Origin of the sequence: Exiguobacterium sp. Leaf187 (genome assembly GCF_001423925.1) — a bacterium.
In the GTDB taxonomy this organism is placed as follows: domain Bacteria; phylum Bacillota; class Bacilli; order Exiguobacteriales; family Exiguobacteriaceae; genus Exiguobacterium_A; species Exiguobacterium_A indicum.
In genome coordinates, this window is sequence record NZ_LMPR01000008.1 from 40361 (window position 1) to 57796 (window position 17436).

Annotated in this window: 16 protein-coding genes, 1 riboswitch and 2 other annotated features; of the genes, 6 read left to right on the forward strand and 10 right to left on the reverse strand. The window is 49.2% G+C overall.

What is annotated here, in order from left to right; genetic code table 11:
• Positions 1-25: 25 nt before the first annotated feature.
• Positions 26-322 carry a hypothetical protein gene (locus ASF99_RS02575; RefSeq protein ID WP_035398258.1) on the reverse strand — a complete coding sequence of 99 codons (297 nt, stop codon included), beginning with the start codon at positions 320-322 and terminating at the stop codon, positions 26-28.
• 51 nt (positions 323-373) lie between these two features.
• On the reverse strand, positions 374-1069 hold the full coding sequence (gene tenA, locus ASF99_RS02580; RefSeq protein ID WP_055966824.1) for a thiaminase II: 696 nt from the start codon (positions 1067-1069) through the stop codon (positions 374-376).
• A 74-nt stretch (positions 1070-1143) separates the two neighbouring features.
• Positions 1144-1250, reverse strand: a riboswitch (TPP riboswitch).
• Positions 1251-1443: 193 nt separating this feature from the next.
• Here tenA and ASF99_RS02585 point away from each other — a divergent pair.
• The 6 genes from ASF99_RS02585 (at position 1444) to ASF99_RS02610 (ending at position 8959) form a co-directional block, all read left to right on the forward strand.
• On the forward strand, positions 1444-2325 hold the full coding sequence (locus tag ASF99_RS02585; protein ID WP_023467610.1) for a DUF1002 domain-containing protein: 882 nt from the start codon (positions 1444-1446) through the stop codon (positions 2323-2325).
• A 276-nt stretch (positions 2326-2601) separates the two neighbouring features.
• Positions 2602-4458: a ribosomal protection-like ABC-F family protein gene (abc-f, locus tag ASF99_RS02590; protein WP_055966828.1), complete on the forward strand. Its 1857-nt coding sequence runs from the start codon at positions 2602-2604 to the stop codon at positions 4456-4458.
• A gap of 67 nt (positions 4459-4525) precedes the next feature.
• Positions 4526-5419, forward strand: a complete 894-nt coding sequence (locus tag ASF99_RS02595; protein WP_035398267.1) for a diacylglycerol/lipid kinase family protein — start codon at positions 4526-4528, stop codon at positions 5417-5419.
• Between the two features lie 246 nt (positions 5420-5665).
• Positions 5666-6382, forward strand: coding sequence for a peptidoglycan DD-metalloendopeptidase family protein (locus tag ASF99_RS02600; RefSeq protein WP_055966831.1), 717 nt, complete (start codon positions 5666-5668; stop codon positions 6380-6382).
• Positions 6383-6498: 116 nt separating this feature from the next.
• Complete coding sequence (locus tag ASF99_RS02605; protein ID WP_055966833.1) at positions 6499-8472, forward strand: penicillin-binding transpeptidase domain-containing protein; 1974 nt, start codon at positions 6499-6501, stop codon at positions 8470-8472.
• 16 nt (positions 8473-8488) lie between these two features.
• Complete coding sequence (locus ASF99_RS02610) at positions 8489-8959, forward strand: GNAT family N-acetyltransferase (protein ID WP_055966836.1); 471 nt, start codon at positions 8489-8491, stop codon at positions 8957-8959.
• 264 nt (positions 8960-9223) lie between these two features.
• On the opposite strand, the gene trpA is transcribed toward ASF99_RS02610, so the two are convergent.
• From trpA to ASF99_RS02655, 8 genes are all read right to left on the reverse strand, one after another.
• On the reverse strand, positions 9224-10006 hold the full coding sequence (gene trpA / locus ASF99_RS02615) for a tryptophan synthase subunit alpha (RefSeq protein WP_055966839.1): 783 nt from the start codon (positions 10004-10006) through the stop codon (positions 9224-9226).
• A complete protein-coding gene (gene trpB, locus ASF99_RS02620; RefSeq protein ID WP_023467602.1) occupies positions 10006-11202 on the reverse strand; it encodes a tryptophan synthase subunit beta in 1197 nt (398 codons plus the stop codon). The genes trpA and trpB overlap by 1 nt, the downstream gene beginning before the upstream one ends.
• A complete protein-coding gene (locus ASF99_RS02625) occupies positions 11199-11768 on the reverse strand; it encodes a phosphoribosylanthranilate isomerase (protein WP_035398273.1) in 570 nt (189 codons plus the stop codon). The genes trpB and ASF99_RS02625 overlap by 4 nt, the downstream gene beginning before the upstream one ends.
• Positions 11765-12532, reverse strand: a complete 768-nt coding sequence (gene trpC, locus ASF99_RS02630) for an indole-3-glycerol phosphate synthase TrpC (protein WP_035398275.1) — start codon at positions 12530-12532, stop codon at positions 11765-11767. The genes ASF99_RS02625 and trpC overlap by 4 nt, the downstream gene beginning before the upstream one ends.
• Positions 12529-13545 carry an anthranilate phosphoribosyltransferase gene (trpD, locus tag ASF99_RS17545; protein WP_035398277.1) on the reverse strand — a complete coding sequence of 339 codons (1017 nt, stop codon included), beginning with the start codon at positions 13543-13545 and terminating at the stop codon, positions 12529-12531. The genes trpC and trpD overlap by 4 nt, the downstream gene beginning before the upstream one ends.
• A gap of 6 nt (positions 13546-13551) precedes the next feature.
• Positions 13552-14118, reverse strand: coding sequence for an anthranilate synthase component II (locus tag ASF99_RS17550; RefSeq protein ID WP_055966841.1), 567 nt, complete (start codon positions 14116-14118; stop codon positions 13552-13554).
• Positions 14115-15509, reverse strand: a complete 1395-nt coding sequence (gene trpE / locus ASF99_RS02645; RefSeq protein WP_055966843.1) for an anthranilate synthase component I — start codon at positions 15507-15509, stop codon at positions 14115-14117. Before trpE ends, ASF99_RS17550 begins: the two co-directional genes overlap by 4 nt.
• A 51-nt stretch (positions 15510-15560) precedes the next feature.
• Positions 15561-15809, reverse strand: a binding site (T-box leader).
• Positions 15810-15857: 48 nt separating this feature from the next.
• Positions 15858-16109 (reverse strand) — a binding site (T-box leader).
• Positions 16110-16165: 56 nt separating this feature from the next.
• The gene (locus ASF99_RS02655) at positions 16166-17434 is read right to left on the reverse strand and encodes a dihydrolipoamide acetyltransferase family protein (RefSeq protein WP_023467597.1); all 1269 of its coding nucleotides are present in this window, start codon (positions 17432-17434) and stop codon (positions 16166-16168) included.
• Positions 17435-17436: the final 2 nt, after the last annotated feature.

Consider the following 17436-nt stretch of genomic DNA (forward strand, 5'->3'; position numbering starts at 1 on the left):
TGATACACCAAAAGACCGAAGCTCCTTAAAGGATGCCTCGGTCTTTTAATGATTGATACGGATATTCAGCTTCTTCTTTCGCACGATGGTAGACGCGGTATAACCAATAAGTCAGCAGTGCATAGACGACGATGACAAGAACAGCAGAAATATAGCTTCCCATGCTATACGCTACCTTAAAGTTTCGAGTCGATGCGGATATACCGGATAACACGATCAACGTTGGGATGATAAGTCCTACAAATCTTACTTTGACTTTACCAAGCATTCGTTGCATAGCATATGCCGCGAGGATCACAAGTGCGATCACGATGATTTCCATTCCAATCCCTACTCTCACTAAATGGTATTCCTAATTCTACCATCTAGTGATTCAAGAAGATACCGCTCGTGCTGGAATCGTTTCGTAAACTGACGCAAATGTCTCTTCCGTCCACCCCATGTGCCAGAAGAGTAACTCATAGTAACAACTCGTCACGAAATGACGTTTCATCCGCTCGCGTTCCGTCGGGCTCGCTTGCTCCGCCAGCGCATCAAGCCGTGCAATCTGTTCAAAGACGACCTTTTCAAACCATTCCGAGCTATACGTGTCGATCCATTGCTGATAGATTTTTTCTTCCGGTGTACACGTTAGTAATTGTTGCCCGACTTCATAATACAACCAGTAACATGGCAAGATGGCAGCAATCGTCTCACCGAGCGTTCCTTCACTCGCATGATGCATGTGCGAGACATACGCATATGCTGTCGGTGCCGGTTCAAATGCTTCAAGATCTGCTTCCGTAATACCGAGCGGCTCAAAAAATGATTGATGTAAGCTCAACTCTGCCTCGTAAGTCGAAGTAGCATGCTCGGCAAGTGTCGCAATCGTCGCGAAGTCGTCTGCTTTTGACGCTGCCTTCGCTTGAATCTTCGCAAAGTGTTTTAAGTAATAGGCATCCTGCATGACGTAATGCCGAAATTTCGAGAGCGGTAACGTCCCCTCCCCGATTCCTTGTACGAATGGGTGCGTAAAACTACTATCCCAATACGCTTGTGCCGCTTGTTTGATTTCTTGTGTGAATGTCATGATCTCATCCTCCTCGTTTAGTTATGAAACGAAAAAACACCACCCCGAAACACACGGGCATGGCGCAAGAAGAACAAGACTTGACGCCACTTCCCTCCGTAAGTACGAACTTAATCAGGTTCAAAGGGTCCGAACGTCTTCGTTCGTCTCAGTCGGTCTACCGACTCCCCTAGTGGTCATTATTCGATTCAAATTCACTATAGCATGCTGAAAACGGAAGTCAAGTTGTCTCCTTTTCGCTATACTATGGAGTGTCAGAAGACGGATATCGTCTCCATCTGCAGACCGATTCCGAACTTCTTTCGTTCTCGTACACTAACTTTAGTACCTGATACTATAATTCATTCTGTTACTTACAATTGGAGGATTTCATTATGCATACACCAACAAAAATCATGGCATCAGCCGTTATCGCTTCTGCTTTATTACTCCCAACAGCCGCATCCGCCGAACAAGTCGTCGATAAGACGATCGTCACACTCGGGGAGTCGCTCGGCGCAAAAGATAAAGCATGGGTGCTTTCACGTCTCAATGCACCGGAAGGGATCACACCGATCATCGCCACTTCTGCTGACGAGGAAAAATATCTCGGGAAAAACATCCCACAGTCGCAAAAAGGCGGCAACATGTATTCGTCGGCTAAAATCGAACTGACGGAAAAAGGAGATGGACTCTCCGTCTCGACGGAAAACATCACATGGGTGACGAAGGATATGTATCTCAACGCTCTCGTCACAGCGGGTGTCAAAGATGCCGACATCACGATTACTTCCCCTTACAAGGTGACCGGGACATCGGCACTGACAGGAATAATGAAGGCGTACGATCAAACTTCCGCTGAAACCGGGATAAAGTTAAGTGACGAACGCAAGGATCTAGCACAGCAAGAATTATCAGTCACATCAGACGTTGGAAAAACGGTCGGAACGGATAAGGTGGCTGACTTGATGAATGAGATCAAGGCTGAGATCGCCAATCAAAAACCGGAAACCAAAGTCGAAATCGAAAATCTGATCGTCCAAGTCATTCAAAACAACAATATCCAGTTGTCTGACGCACAAATGGACCGGCTGACGAATCTGTTCAATCAAATGGAGCAAGCGAACATCAACTGGGGACAAATCGAGAGTGGATTGAAAAATGCGGGACAAGACATCCACGCGTTCGCAACTTCAGAAGAAACGAAAGGATTTTTCGCTAAATTATTTGATGGACTCAGTGACTTCTTCAGTTCAATCGCGGGTGTGTTCAAATAATTCAGACTTCCGTAACTGACAAAAAAATAGTAAACTAGATGTATCTGAAACGAAAGGTGGTGTGAAAAGATGGACTTTGCCGCGTGCAAACACTGGTTGATGGAACAATTGTATCTGTTGCGCGCGATTTTTCATGGAATGGCGTTCTAAGGCACCCGTCTGCCCTTTTTTAGAACTTCATGATTGAAAAATACAGCAAAGCGCATCTTTCACACGTGATGGAGAGTGCTATTTGCGCTCTCCTTTTTTTGATGCGCGCGAAAGGATCGACTTACTATGATGATTTGCGACATTCAACACCTAACCAAACAATTCGGAGGCGAGACAATTTTAACGGATGTTTCCCTCTTCTTAAACGAACACGACCGTGTCGGTCTAATTGGACGAAACGGGAGTGGCAAGACGACATTACTCCGCTTGCTTGCTCGCCTTGAGCAACCGGACGGTGGTGTCATCTATCAAAAGAGCGGTTTGACGATCGGCTATTTGGAACAACTTCCTGTTTATAGTGAGACGATGACCGGACTCGACGTCCTTTGGACAGCGTTTGAAGACATCCTCGCGATCCGTTCTCGGATGCAACAGTTGGAGCAAATGATGGCGACAGCACCAGAGAATCTTGATGCGTTACTCGCACGATATGCGGAAGCGACGAATGCGTTCGAACAAAAGGATGGCTATCTACTCGACTCGAAAATCGAGCGCATGGTGAACGGGTTACACCTTCGTCCGTTACTCACTCGTCCTTTCCACCAGTTGAGTGGTGGTGAACAGACGAAGATTTGTCTCGGTCGCATGTTACTCATGGAGCCAAATCTGCTCATTCTTGACGAACCGACGAACCATCTTGATTTAGCTGCCGTGGAATGGCTGGAGCAGTTCTTACGGGACTACACAGGAACCATCCTGCTCGTCTCTCACGACCGGGTCTTCTTAGACGCCGTCGTCACCTCGATCGTTGAACTCGAGGACGGTGAACTGACAACCTATATAGGGAACTACAGCGCGTTCGTCGTCGAACGTGAACGTCGCTTGATGGAACAGTTCCACGCCTACCAAGAGCAACAGAAAAAAATAAAGAAAATGAAGGAAGCGATTCGTCGACTCCGGCAATGGGCAAACGAAGCGTCTCCACCGAGTGAGAAATTATTCCGTAAAGCAAAATCAATGGAACGAGCACTCGAGCGGATCGAACGGATTAAACGACCACAACTCGAAGCCAAAACCGCTGATGTCTCCTTCTCTTCCACTGATCACACGAGCCAAGTCGTCTTTCGCGCTGAAGAACTCTCGTTTGCTTACGGAACCCACCACATTTTTGATGACGTCTCGTTCGAGATCATGGCACAGGATCGGATCGCGATTGTCGGAACGAATGGAAGCGGAAAATCGACGTTGCTCTCACTGCTGCTTGACGAATTATCACCAGACGCAGGCACACTCACGCGTGGACCATCGAATCGGATCGGTTTCCTGTCCCAGCATGCCCATTTCGAAGAGGACGCGCGGTTAATCGACTGGTTTAGAGACCGGATTGCCGTTCCAGAAGCGGAAGCCCGCCATATCCTTGCCCGGTTCCTGTTCTTTGGACCAACTGTCTTTCGGTCCATTTTGTCACTGAGCGGAGGCGAGCGGGTGCGATTGCAACTCGCCGTCCTCGTTCATTCGTCGATTAACGTCTTGATTCTCGATGAGCCGACGAATCATTTAGATATTGAATCAAGAGAGACACTCGAAGAAGCACTCGAGAATTTTTCTGGTACATTGATTGCCGTCTCACACGATCGCTATTTCTTGAATCGTCTTTTCTCGAGAATCATTTGGCTTGACCGCCAAATTACTTCGTATGCTGGAAGCTATGCTTACGCAGTGGAGAAACGACAAGCCGTTCGTGCCACACCACCTCAAATAAATCATGAGAAGAAATCGAGTATTTCAAAGCGTTCGAATGCGCCTGCGAAAGAACAGTCCATCGAACAACAAATTGAAGAGCTAGAATTTCAAGTCGTACATCTTGATGCCATTCTCTCTCATGTATCCGAGGAAGAAGAATGGATGACGGTCGAGATGAAAAAAGAAGCATTGTTACAAAAAATTGAAGGTTTGTATGAGCGCTTAATTCTAGAAACTTGAACTAACATGATTAGTCCTCCTTTGACTCGGGAAAATAGGAACAGATACGTCAAAGGAGGAATTCATCTTGTCTCAAGCCATGTTGATCATCAACCCGTCTTCTGGAAAAGAACTCGGAAAAAAACACGCGACGCTCGCTGAAGAGACGCTTGCTACTCGCTTTGAAACCGTCGACGTCCGGTTTACGGAAAAAGAACACGATGCGACGGAATTCGCGCGTCATGCCGCCCAGTCTAATTACGACGCTGTCATCGCCATGGGAGGTGACGGAACGGTCAATGAAGTCATCACCGGAATCGCCGAGCAACCGCATCGGCCAACACTCGGGATCGTCCCACTCGGAACGGTCAATGACTTATCGCGCGCATTACACATCCCGACGGATCCCGAAGAGGCGATCCAGATTCTAGCTGATGCCCCTGCCCGACCGCTCGATATCGGTAAATATGATGACCATTACTTCATGAACGTCATCGCTGTTGGTCTGATTGCAGAAGCCGTCGAGGAGGTCAGTGTCGAACAAAAAACGTCACTCGGATCGGTCGCTTATTTCATTGAAGGTCTAAAAGCCTTCAAGGATCATAGTCCCTATCCGATTGAAATTGATTCTGCTGAGAAACAATTCGATGGAGAAGCACACTTGTTGATTATCGCCTTGACGAATTCCGTTGGTGGGTTCGAATCGTTTGCAGAAGACGCAAAAGTCGATGATGGACTGCTACATGGGTTCATCATTACGAAGCTTGGATTCTTTGATGCGCTCCAAGCATTACCCAAACTCATCACGGGTGGATTATCAAAAGCCGATCAAATCGAACACTTCACGACGACACGTGTCGAAATTCGCTCGAAAGAAGAATTGCCGATTAATGCCGATGGGGATACAGCAGGTCATGTTCCCGTGACTGTCGAGGTACTCCCACAACATTTGACTGTGTTTTCACCCTCTTCCATTGAATAACAGTATAGGTTTCATAGAAAAAAGAACTGACTCTTCGTCAGTTCTTTTTTACTTATTAATCCATTACAATATATGTTAATAACGCATAATTTTGAAATACATTTGAAATATTTTTGTGTTATTGACGATGCTATAATCATCTCAGGCGAAAAATCATTCCCTAAAATAAATAAATATACATAAAATCTTACAATTTTGTAATGATCAGTTCTGTCGCTTCAGATTTTTAAGGAGGAAATACACTCAATGAAACGTTTACTTACAACAATGACAATGACAGCTTTGGTAGTTTCAGGTTTTGCAACAACGAGTGCTTCGAAAGTTGAAGCTGCAACGACATATAAAGTAAAGGTCATGGCAGACGGACTTCGTGTTCGTACAGGTCCATCAACAGCTTATAAAATCGTCGGTAGCGTCAATACAGGACAGACATTCAATTATCTTGGTGTTTCTGGTTCATGGACAAAAATTTCATACGGTGGCGCATCACGCTACGTTTCTTCTACATACGTAAAAAAATACAGCACAACGACTTCAACAAAAGCAACGACTGGCTTCTCGCGTCCAGCAAGCGGTCCAATCACGCAAGGATATGGTGCTGCAAGTGGCGTTTACGGTTATACGTTCCATAACGGCATCGATATCGGCGCTCCAACAGGTACACCTGTCTATGCATCAGCCGCTGGTAAAGTCATCACATCCCGTTATTACGGCGCATACGGAAATCACGTCATGATGACGCATACCGTCAACGGCATCCAATATACGACGGTGTATGCACACTTAAATAGTCGCTCCGTTTCGGTCGGACAGACGATTGCAAAAGGATCGAAAATCGGTACGATTGGTGCAACAGGTAACGCGTTTGGTGCGCATCTCCATTTTGAAATGCATCGTGGTCCTTACGTCTACAGCGGAACGTCTGCTGCAAACAGTGTCAATCCACTCAATTACTTCAACTAAGCTTGATTCACCGGACTTCTCTCCATGAGAAGTCCGGTTTTGTGTTTCAGATGAAATCTCCTGACAGGAGTGGTACGGTATGATTATGAGTCTAATCCACAACGGAGGCGAAACCCATGAAACGAACGATCCCTCTTCTTTTATCAGCGACGTTTGGTGTGACGTTACTTGCCGGATGTCAAGATCAGCCGACACCTGAAGAACGTCTTGATGCCTACATCAAACTTTGGGAAAAACAAGATTACGATAAAATGTATACGTACGCGAGTACGGCTACTAAAAAAGAATATGGTAAAAAAGAATTCATCGACCGGACAAAACAGTTGTCGAAAACACTTGATATCAAAAAGTTATCCGTCGAGCGAAAAAAAGCAGAGGAAGCAACGGATGACGAAAAAGCGTCCCTTCCCGTACAAATCTCCTTTGATACGGTTGCAGGAGCCGTTGCTTATGATAAACAAGTCCCGTTAACATTCGAGAAACAAGGAGAAACGGAAAACTGGTTCATTGACTGGGACTCTTCGTTTGTTCTAAAAGACTTTAAGAAAGAAGATAAAGTTCAGTTACAAACCGTAGAAGGCAAACGCGGTGATTTACTTGATGCGAACGATAAACCGCTCGCGACCTCTGGTAAAGGATATGCTGTCGGCGCAACTGCAGGACAACTTAAAGATGTCGCACAAGTTGCCGAGTTGCTCGATCGCCCGACCTCATCGGTCGAAGATTCCTTAAAAGCAAGTTGGGTCAAGGACGGACAATTCGTTCCGCTCAAAACACTGACCGACGAAGCAACGGTTGCGAAATTGCGTGACATTCCAGGTATCAGCGTTAAAGAGACGGAAGTCCGAACATATCCACTCGGGAAGGCCGCTTCACACTTGATCGGTTATATCGGTTCGGCGACAGCAGACGAGATTAAAGAATCAAAAAATAAAATCCAAGCTGGCGAACAGATTGGGAAACGGGGTCTCGAACAAGTCCTTGATGATCGCTTACGCGGTAAAGCCGGAGCTTCGATCATTCTACAAAAGAAAGACGGATCAAGCGTCACCGTCGCTGAAACGAAACCGTCGGATGGTGAGGACATCCCGTTGACGATTGATGCTACGCTTCAGAAAAAGACGTATGACACGATGAAAGAAGATCCAGGAACGGCATCGGCAATCGATCCGCGGACTGGTGAGACACGTGTCTTACTCAGCTCCCCTGGCTTTGATCCTTTTGAATTCATGTCAGGGATCTCGCAAGCGCGACTCGATGAATTGACGCAGGATCCGGATCAACCATTGTTGAACCGATTCACGAGTGCTTTCGCACCCGGTTCGACTCAAAAACCCCTAACGGCCGCGGTTGGTTTAAAGAGTGGAACACTCGACCCGGAAAAAGCCTATACAATCAATGGACTGAAAAATAAGATCGATGGTTTTAACGTCACGCGGATTCACGAGACGCCAGCACCCGTTAATCTGCACAATGCGCTCGTTTATTCAGACAACATCTATTTCGCCCGCTCCACACTCGAACAGGTCGGAACGAAGGCGTTCACGTCTGGACTTGAAGCCCTCGGCTACGGAGAGAAGCTACCGTTTGCGTATCCGTTACGCGCTTCTCAAATCTCAAACGACGGGACGATTGCTTCAGATGGACAGCTGATGGATACGTCCTACGGACAAGGACAGATGCTGACGAACATTCTACATCTAGCGTCGATGTATGAAATTTTCCTGACTGACGGAACAATCTATCGTCCGACCCTTTTACAAGAGGAAAAAACGAAGCAAGTCTTTAAAAAGGATCTACTGGATGCGAAAGACGCGAAGATGATTCGCGATGATCTTTATGACGTCGTCCATAACGGTTATACGCTCCCAGCTGACATCAAGGAAGTCGATGTTGCCGGTAAGACCGGAACGGCAGAATTGAAAAAAGCAGGCGAAACCGATGGAAAAGAGAATGGCTTCTTTGTCGGTTACGACAACGACAAAAAAGATCTTCTCGTTGCCATCATGATCGAATCGGTCGAAAAAGAAGATCGTGGCAGTCCGTATGTATCGGGACTCGTCGCCGAAGTACTCAAACAAAATCGATGATCGGAGTGATTACTTGATGATCCGCACGAGCCGTACTTCAGACCTCCCTGTCCTGCTTTCTTTGACGGCAGAGACGTTCGAGCATCATAAGCGGTTATCGTCTCATTTTCATCCGGATGTTTTGACGCCATACACGCTCGAGTCATTAGGACAAATGCTCGATTCAGAACAACACCTCTGTCTGACGGCACTCAACGGAGACGACATCACCGGTTACTTGTTTGGTAAGTGGACAGCGCCAGCAGCCAATCGATTCACGCCTGTCCGGATCTTGAACATCACTGACGTCGGTGTCAACGCTTCCCATCGTTCATCCGGAATTGGTCGCCAGTTAATGCAGGCGGCAGAAGAACTCGCGCTCGAGCGAGGTGTTGCTGCGGTTCGATTGAACGTCTGGGCGGTCAACGATCGTGCCGCCACATTTTATGAGGAACTCGGATTCGAACCACTGTATACGAGCTTGCAGAAGTCGCTCGTTCAACAGTGACATCTATACGAAAAAGAAGCTGACTCAAAAAAAGAATGACGCGTCTTTTCACACCCTTTCCTCAGGTGAGACACAAGCCATCTTTCCTGCTTCATTCAAGCAGAAAAGCGGGTCTTGTTCGTCTCTAACAGCGCATAAATGCGCCTGATCCTGTAAGAGTGGTGTGTGACGCGTCATTCTTTTTGTTACGAGATAAGGGTGGCAGATCATCATTCTGCCACCCTTATCTTTGTATAGACTGACTTTTGAGTCAAATCCTTTTTATTAATGCGACGGCGTCGTCGCAAGACGTGCTGCCATCAACTGTTGAATTGTTTCTCGATCGTTCTGATGCAGTAAATCGACGATTTTACTGCCGACGATGACCCCCGAGACTGGGCGGCTCAATTGTTTGACGTGTTCCGGTGTACTGATCCCGAACCCGGCAAGGACTGGTACTGGACTATTTGCTGCGACGTTCGCTAAGTGGTCTTCAAGCGCCGTATCAAACGTCGTCTGTCCACCTGTCGTTCCGTTGACCGTGACCGCATAGAGGAATCCTTCACTTTTATCGGCAATCTTTTGAATCCGCTCCATCGGACTCGTCAAGGAGACGAGCTGGACGAGCGCGATGTCCGATTTGTCCTCTTGCTCGAAAAACTGTTCGCTCTGCTCAAGCGGCAAATCAGGAATGATCAGTCCATCGACCCCGACTTTGCGACATGTCGCTAGAAACGCCGTTAATCCGTAGCGGAAAATCGGATTTAAGTACGTCATCAAGACGACAGGAACATCGACGGTCTGACGAGCAACGCGAACTGCCTCGAGGACATCCTTCAGTCCAACGTTCGCTTCTAGCGCCCGGAGTCCCGCTTCTTGAATGACTGGACCGTCAGCGACAGGATCCGAAAACGGAACACCGACTTCAATCGCTGTCGCTCCGGATTCAGCGAGAAACGACAGGATTTCCGGGAGTTGATCAATCCCTCCGTCTCCCCCCATGACGTACGGAATGAAGGCTTTCTCCCCTTTGCTCGTAACGGTACGAATGGCTGTTTCTAATCGCATCACGCTTCCCCCTTTAGTGCGTTTCTGACAGTGACGACGTCTTTATCGCCCCGTCCTGATAAGCAGATGACGAGAATCTCTTCCTTGTCCATCTCTGCCGCGAGTTGAGTCGCGTAGGCAATCGCGTGTGCCGACTCAAGTGCCGGGATGATTCCCTCCTTGCGGCTCAACAACTGGAGTGCTTCGAGTGCTTGTTCATCGGTCACCGCTTCATATTGGACGCGACCGATATCTTTTAGCAAGCTATGCTCCGGTCCGACACCCGGGTAATCGAGTCCAGCTGAGATCGAATGCGCTTCTTGTACTTGACCGTGCGCATCCTGTAAGAGATACATCATCGAGCCGTGCAAGACACCGACCTCTCCTTTTGTCATCGTCGCTGCGTGTTTCTCTGTGTCGATTCCGCTGCCCGCCGCTTCAATGCCATACAATTTTACATCTGTATCATCGATGAACGGGTGGAACATCCCGATCGCATTACTACCGCCGCCGACACAAGCGACGATCGCCTCTGGTAGACGCCCCTCTTTTTCGATGATTTGGCGTCGTGTCTCTTTTCCGATGACTGCTTGGAAATCACGGACGAGTTGCGGGAATGGGTGGGGTCCGAGAACAGAACCCATCAAGTAATGCGTATCTTCGACATGTTTGACCCAGTAACGGAGTGCTTCATTGACGGCATCTTTGAGTGTCCGACTGCCCTGTGTGACCGGGATGACGGTTGCTCCAAGTAACTCCATCCGGAAGACGTTCAATTCTTGACGACGGACGTCCTCTTCTCCCATGAAGATGACACACTCGAGATCGAGTAAGGCACAGACCGTCGCTGTCGCGACACCGTGTTGTCCTGCCCCTGTCTCAGCAACGATTTTTCGTTTCCCCATCCGTTCAGCCAGTAACGCTTGACCGATCGTATTGTTGATTTTATGGGCACCGGTATGGTTCAAGTCTTCTCGTTTCAAATAGATCTTTGCGCCACCGATCGTTTGCGTCAAATGTTCGGCAAAATAAAGTGGTGTTTCACGTCCGACGTATTCTTTCAATAACTCGTCCATTCGCGCTTGAAACGCTGGATCTTCTTTTACCGTTGCGTAAGCTTCTTCGAGTTCGATCACCGCGTGCATCAATGTTTCCGGGATGTAGCGTCCTCCGTATTTACCGTATTGTCCGAGTGTATCTGGTTGTGCGTAGCTCATACTTCTCTCTCCTTTACGGCATCTGCGAATGCCTGCATTTTGATGGGATCTTTCCGTCCATCCGTCTCGATGCCACTTGAGACATCGACGGCGAACGGGTGATATCGTTTGATTGCTTCTCCGACGTTTCCTGCTGTCAAGCCACCGGCAATGAACAGTGGTCGATCGGCTTGAATGTCTCGTGACCAGTCGAATGTCTCGCCACTTCCAGCAACCGGTGCGTCAACGAGCAAATAATCCGTCTGTTGCTCTACTTGTCCGATGTCCGTCACCGGAATCGCTTGAATGACGGGAACTGGTAACTCTCCGTCCGGAATGACACCATGAATTTGGACGAGATCTAGCGCGACTTGTTCGACCGCGTCGGTCACCTGCTGGTAAGTCGGGGAGACGAAGACACCGACGACTTGGACCGTTTTTGGAATGTCGCGTCTGAGACGAGCCGCCTCTTCCAGCGTGACCTGTCGTTTACTTTTAGCAAAGATAAAGCCGATGTAGTCCGCTAAGCGAACTGCCGCTTCGACATGTTCTCTTTCCCGGAGACCACAGAACTTAATCCGTGTCATACGCGAACGCCACTCACTTCTCGGATGAAGACTTGCGGATCGTCTGCCCGCATCAACGTCTCGCCGACGAGGATCCCGTCTGCACCGGCAGCGTGTAATCGCTGTGCTTCCTCGACCGTCTTGATGCCACTCTCACTGATATACCGGACGTCCGGTTGTTTTTGTTCGAGTAATCCGACCGATATCTGTAAATCAACTTCGAACTTTTTCAAGTTCCGGTTGTTGATGCCAATGATTTGCGCACCAATCGCCTCTGCTCGGCGTAACTCCTCTTCGTCATGGACTTCGACCAAGACCTCAAGTCCTTCTGCGTAAGCATACGCATACAAGTCAGCAAGCGTCTCCTGCTCGAGAGCGGCGACAATTAAGAGAATCAACCGTGCCCCATGTGCTTTTGCCCGGTCGATTTGAATCCGATCAATCATGAAGTCCTTACAAAGCACCGGGATGTCGACTGCTGCAGCGACTGCCGCTAAATCGTCCATCGACCCTTTGAAGTACGTCTCGTCCGTCAAGACGGAGATGACGGTCGCCCCACTCGCTTCATATTGTTTTGCCTGAGCGACGACATCGACGTCGAGTGCGATTGCCCCTTTTGATGGCGACGCTCGTTTGATTTCCGCGATGACGGATAAATCCGCTCCCGCTAGTCGTTGCTTAATCGACGGCTTCAATGCCTCCCGACTGATCCGTTCGACCCCGTTTAATTTTAATTGCAGGACTTCCGCTCGTTTCGTTTCGATGATGCGATCTAAGATATTCATCCGATTGCTTCCTCCCGTGTCATTTGTCGTAATTGGTTCAATCGTTCCATCGCCCGTCCTGAGTCGATGCTATCTGCTGCTAAGGCGATTCCTTCTTCGATCGTCTTCGCTCGATTTGCTGCAAAGAGAGCAATTCCCGCATTGAGTAGAACCGTGTCGCGATAAGCACCATGCTCTCCACCAAGAACACGGAGTAAAATCGCCGCATTCTCTTGTGCACTACCTCCGCGAATTGCTTCAAGCGGTGCGGTCTTCAGTCCGACTTCCTCCGGGTGAAGACTGAAGCGAATCAGCTCACCTTCGTCGAGTAAGACGAGTTGGTTCGTTCCGGCAAGGGATGCTTCATCCATTCCATTCGCACCATGTAAGACGATTGCTCGCTTCCGCCCGAGTCGATGCAATGTCAACGCCATCGTCTCGAGCATATCCTCCCGGTAAATTCCTAATAGTTGTGTCTTGAGCGGGACCGGATTCGTCAACGGCCCGATCAAGTTAAAGATCGTTGGAATCCGCAGATCGCGTCGGACCTTCATGATTTGCTTGACGCGTGGGTGCATCCGTTGCGCAAACAAGAAGGCGATTCCGTTCGACTCGAGCTGTTCTGCTAAACGTTCCGGTGTCGCATCGAGCGAAACCCCGAGTGCTTCGAGCACATCAGCGCTGCCCGTTTTACTCGAGACACTCCGATTCCCGTGCTTCGCGACTTTCATGCCGGCACCTGCCAGAACGAAGGCAGCTGTCGTACTGATGTTGAACGATTGTGAGCCGTCGCCTCCAGTGCCGCAGTTATCCATGAAATCGCCGGTGACCGGAATGTCGAGGGCGACCTCGCGCATGATCGAAGCAAGACCGGCTAATTCTTCTGCAGTCTCCCCTTTTGCTTTCAATGCGACGAGAAAAGCGGCAATTTCGCTATCGGTCACGTCTTCCGCAAACAGTTCGCGTGCTGCCTGTTGCATTTCTTCATATCGTAAATGTTTTGCTTCTGCTAATTTCAATAACGTCTCTTTCATCGTTCGTCACTCCTTTGTCAATTCAATGAATCGTTTAATCATCTGCTGTCCTTGTGGTGTTCCGACAGATTCAGGATGGAACTGGATTCCGAAGGTCGGATGCGTCCGGTGCTTGAGTGCCATGATCGTCCGGTCATCCGTTTCTGCTGTGATGACGAGCTCCGTCGGTAAGTCGTTGCGAGCGACGATCAGCGAATGATAGCGCATGACCTCTAACGTTTCCGTCATGTCGTCGAAGAGTTGTCCCGATTGTCGGATCATCGATGTCTTTCCGTGCATGATGACCGGTGCTTCGACGACGCGTCCTCCGAATGCTTCGCCGATTGCCTGATGTCCGAGACAGACACCGAGAATTGGTACTTGACCCGATAATTGACGAATGAGATCGATGCAGATGCCAGCGTCAGCCGGGCGACCGGGACCGGGTGAAAGGATGATGCCGTCTGGTTTCATCTCGCGTAGTTCTTCGATGCTGACCGCATCGTTTCGAATGACGTGAACGTCCGTATAAACGGATGCGTATTGGTATAGGTTATAGGTAAAAGAATCATAATTATCAATTAGGACGATCATTTCCAAACCTCCAGTAGTGATTTCGCTTTGTGTAACGTCTCCTGGTACTCGAGGCGTGGAATCGAGTCGTAGACGATGCCAGCTCCTGCTTGAACAGAAGCGACACCATCCTTGATCACCATCGTCCGGATAGCGAGGGCAAAATCCATATTCCCCCGAACATCGAAATAGCCGACCGCCCCGGCATATACTTCTCGTTTCACCTGCTCGTACTGGTCGATCAACTGCATCGCTCGGATTTTCGGAGCTCCCGTGACCGTCCCTGCCGGTAGACAAGAGACGAGTGCGTCTGCTCCAGTCTTCCCGTCTGCTAACGTACCTTCAACGACCGAGACGAGATGCATAACGTTCTTGAATCGTTCGATTTGCATGAATCGCGTCACCTCGACGGTACCAATTTGGCAAATCCGTCCTAAGTCGTTGCGTCCAAGATCGACAAGCATTCGATGTTCCGCTCGTTCCTTCTCGTCGTGCAGCAACTCTTCTGCTAACCGTCCATCTTCCTCTTTCGTCTTCCCCCGGCGGCGTGTACCGGCAATCGGATTCGTCGTCACGCGATTCCCTTTGACTTGGACCAAACTTTCCGGGGAGGCCCCGAGTACGATTGCTTCGCCTAAGTCGATATAGAAGAGATAAGGGCTCGGATTGTCCTTGCGGAGCTTCCGATAAAATTGGAACGGATCACCTGAGAACGTCGCATCAAGTCGTTGCGAGAGAACCAGTTGGAAGACGTCGCCTTGGCGGATGTGTCTCTTCGCTTGTTCGACGAGTCCTTCAAACGTCTCTTGATCCATTAACGGTTCATAGACGACATCCCGGAGTGGACGCTCGATGTCCGTTCGCTCCCGTGGTTGCTCAAGTTGCGCTTTCCGTTCTGCTAAACGTTGACGTAATTCATCACGATCAGTGATGCCACCAAGTGACGTTTGAATCAAATGAACACGATGCTCGAGATGATCGAACAGGATGATTTGGTCGTATACGGCGAGCAGCGCGTCCGGTAGTTGGCGCGTTTGTTCCGGAACCGCTCCGAGCGTTTCATAGGCGCGCATCATGTCGTAACCGACATATCCGATCCCACCCGCTAAAAACGGAAGGTCTTCTTCAACTCCACCCCGGAGGATCATCTGTTGCATCAGTCGTACTGGATCACCCGTTTCCTGCGTCAATCGACCTGTCGTCAACTGTTCCCGCGTCACGGTCCGTCCCTCTGCGCGAATCATCTCCACCGGATCAACACCGATGATCGAATACCGTCCTTGATCCGTATGCGCAGAACTTTCAAGCAAACATTTCTGTGTTCCGCTCAGTTGTTGAAAAATCATGATTGGCGTCATCTCGTCGCCGTTTAGTTCAAGTTGTTCGATAATAAGTGTGTCTGTCTGAACCATCCCTGTTCGCCTCCTGGAATATAAAAAAGTCCCCCACACAGCGTATGCTGCATGGAGGACGATTATCTCGCGGTGCCACCTCTCGATTGGAACGGTTCGACCGTTCCCACTCTGTCTGATGCGTCTAATAAGAGACATCATAGCCTACGATAACGGGGGCATCCGTCGCGACCTACTTCTTCGTTCAGCCACGCTCTCATGAGACCATTCACGAAACCTCGCCGTACGGAAGTCGCACCATTCTTCCGCTCTCTGAAACGCCGATGTTGTCTCGCTACTTAACTCACTCTACGATTTGTTCGATTCGATTGTATACGAAAAGGGTCTTCTCGCCCATTCATGTAGAACATGAAGGACGGGAAGACCCGCGGTACCACCTTCGTTGACGATGCTGACACCGTCCCCTTTGAAACGAACCGGACCGTTGTCCTGATTCGTCGACCCCGATAACGGGAGGAACCCGTCAGAGCCTACTACCCATTGAAGGGATTCGGTCTGAAGCTCAGAAGGCCATTCGCTTGTTGCCCGATACTGATTCGCACCACCCATCAGCTCTCTTGAATCGTTTCACAAGTTACTTCTCTTCGTCTTTGCTATCGTGTGTTGAATTGATTCTTATATTACGATGCTTCTTCTTCCCTGTCAACTGGAAAAACTCAGTATAAGGAAAGTTGGTTCGGATCAATCGATTCGAGCGCTTGTTTGACAGTTTGTAGGAACTGTCCGGCAACGAGTCCGTCGAGCACCCGGTGGTCGATCGACATACAGAGGTTGACCATGTCGCGTGCTGCAAACATGCCGTTCACCCAAACTGGACGTTTGACGATTGATTCAACGGATAGAATCGCCGCCTGCGGGAAGTTAAGGATCGGTGCTGATTGGATTGAACCGAATGAGCCCGTATTGTTAACCGTAAACGTCCCGCCCTGCATCTCTGCAGACGACAACGTGCCGGCTTGTGCCCGTTTCCCGAAGTCATCAATCGCGCGTGCGATCCCCTTGATGCTTAGTTCATCCGCATTCTTGACGACTGGTACGAACAGAGCGTCCTGCGTCGCGACAGCAAGTGATAGGTTGATCGCTTTCTTTTGAATGATCTTATCTCCCGCCCATGTCGAGTTCATGATTGGATGTTTCTTCAATCCTTCGACTGTCGCCTTCATGAAGAATGGTAAGAACGTCAATTTGACCCCTTCTTGTTTGAAGAACGCATCTTTATGACGATTACGTGCTTCGACCAAGTTCGTGACATCGACTTCGATCATCAACCAAGCATGTGGCGCTTCGTGCTTCGCGCGAACCATGTTCGAAGCGATTGCTTGACGCACACCGGCAGTCGGAATCTCGATGTCGCCTGTTTCCGTCGGTTGTGGTGCAATGACCGGACGTTTTGGTGCGGGTGGTGCTTCTGCCGGAGGCGCTACCGGAGCCGCTTGCGCTTCCGGTTTTGGTTCCGTTGCTTGTGGTGTCGGGATCGATCCAGACTCGATCAATTTCAAGAGATCTTTCCGGGTAATCCGGCCGCCCGCTCCCGTTCCCGTCACTTGTTCAAGATCAATGCCGTGTTCGCCTGATAATTTCAAGACCGCTGGTGAATAGCGTTTTTTCATCGATGTATCAGCCGACGTCGTCTCTTCGACAGCTGGCACTTCTTGTTCAGTCGCCGCGACTTCCGTTGATCCGCCGCTGACTTGCATCGTGACGATCGCGTCACCGACTTGCAACGTATCGCCTTCTTCTGCAAGTAGTTTTTCAATCACACCATCAAACGAAGATGGGACTTCTGCCGTTACCTTATCGGTAATGACTTCTGCAATCGGATCATATTTTTTGACAGTATCGCCCGGTTTGACGAGCCACATCGAAATCGTTCCTTCAGTAACACTTTCCCCGAGTTGTGGCATCGTAAGTGTTTCAGTCTTCATCG

Coding starts and splice junctions, on each gene's coding strand:
- ASF99_RS02655 (WP_023467597.1), bottom strand. CDS start 17,434: ATGAAGACTGAAACACTTACGATGCCACAACTCGGGGAAAGTGTTACT.
- ASF99_RS02605 (WP_055966833.1), top strand. CDS start 6,499: ATGAAACGAACGATCCCTCTTCTTTTATCAGCGACGTTTGGTGTGACG.
- ASF99_RS02575 (WP_035398258.1), bottom strand. CDS start 322: ATGGAAATCATCGTGATCGCACTTGTGATCCTCGCGGCATATGCTATG.
- tenA (WP_055966824.1), bottom strand. CDS start 1,069: ATGACATTCACACAAGAAATCAAACAAGCGGCACAAGCGTATTGGGAT.
- trpC (WP_035398275.1), bottom strand. CDS start 12,532: ATGAATATCTTAGATCGCATCATCGAAACGAAACGAGCGGAAGTCCTG.
- ASF99_RS02600 (WP_055966831.1), top strand. CDS start 5,666: ATGAAACGTTTACTTACAACAATGACAATGACAGCTTTGGTAGTTTCA.
- trpD (WP_035398277.1), bottom strand. CDS start 13,545: ATGAAAGAGACGTTATTGAAATTAGCAGAAGCAAAACATTTACGATAT.
- ASF99_RS02610 (WP_055966836.1), top strand. CDS start 8,489: ATGATCCGCACGAGCCGTACTTCAGACCTCCCTGTCCTGCTTTCTTTG.
- trpE (WP_055966843.1), bottom strand. CDS start 15,509: ATGGTTCAGACAGACACACTTATTATCGAACAACTTGAACTAAACGGC.
- abc-f (WP_055966828.1), top strand. CDS start 2,602: ATGATGATTTGCGACATTCAACACCTAACCAAACAATTCGGAGGCGAG.
- ASF99_RS02585 (WP_023467610.1), top strand. CDS start 1,444: ATGCATACACCAACAAAAATCATGGCATCAGCCGTTATCGCTTCTGCT.
- ASF99_RS17550 (WP_055966841.1), bottom strand. CDS start 14,118: ATGATCGTCCTAATTGATAATTATGATTCTTTTACCTATAACCTATAC.
- trpB (WP_023467602.1), bottom strand. CDS start 11,202: ATGAGCTACGCACAACCAGATACACTCGGACAATACGGTAAATACGGA.
- ASF99_RS02625 (WP_035398273.1), bottom strand. CDS start 11,768: ATGACACGGATTAAGTTCTGTGGTCTCCGGGAAAGAGAACATGTCGAA.
- trpA (WP_055966839.1), bottom strand. CDS start 10,006: ATGCGATTAGAAACAGCCATTCGTACCGTTACGAGCAAAGGGGAGAAA.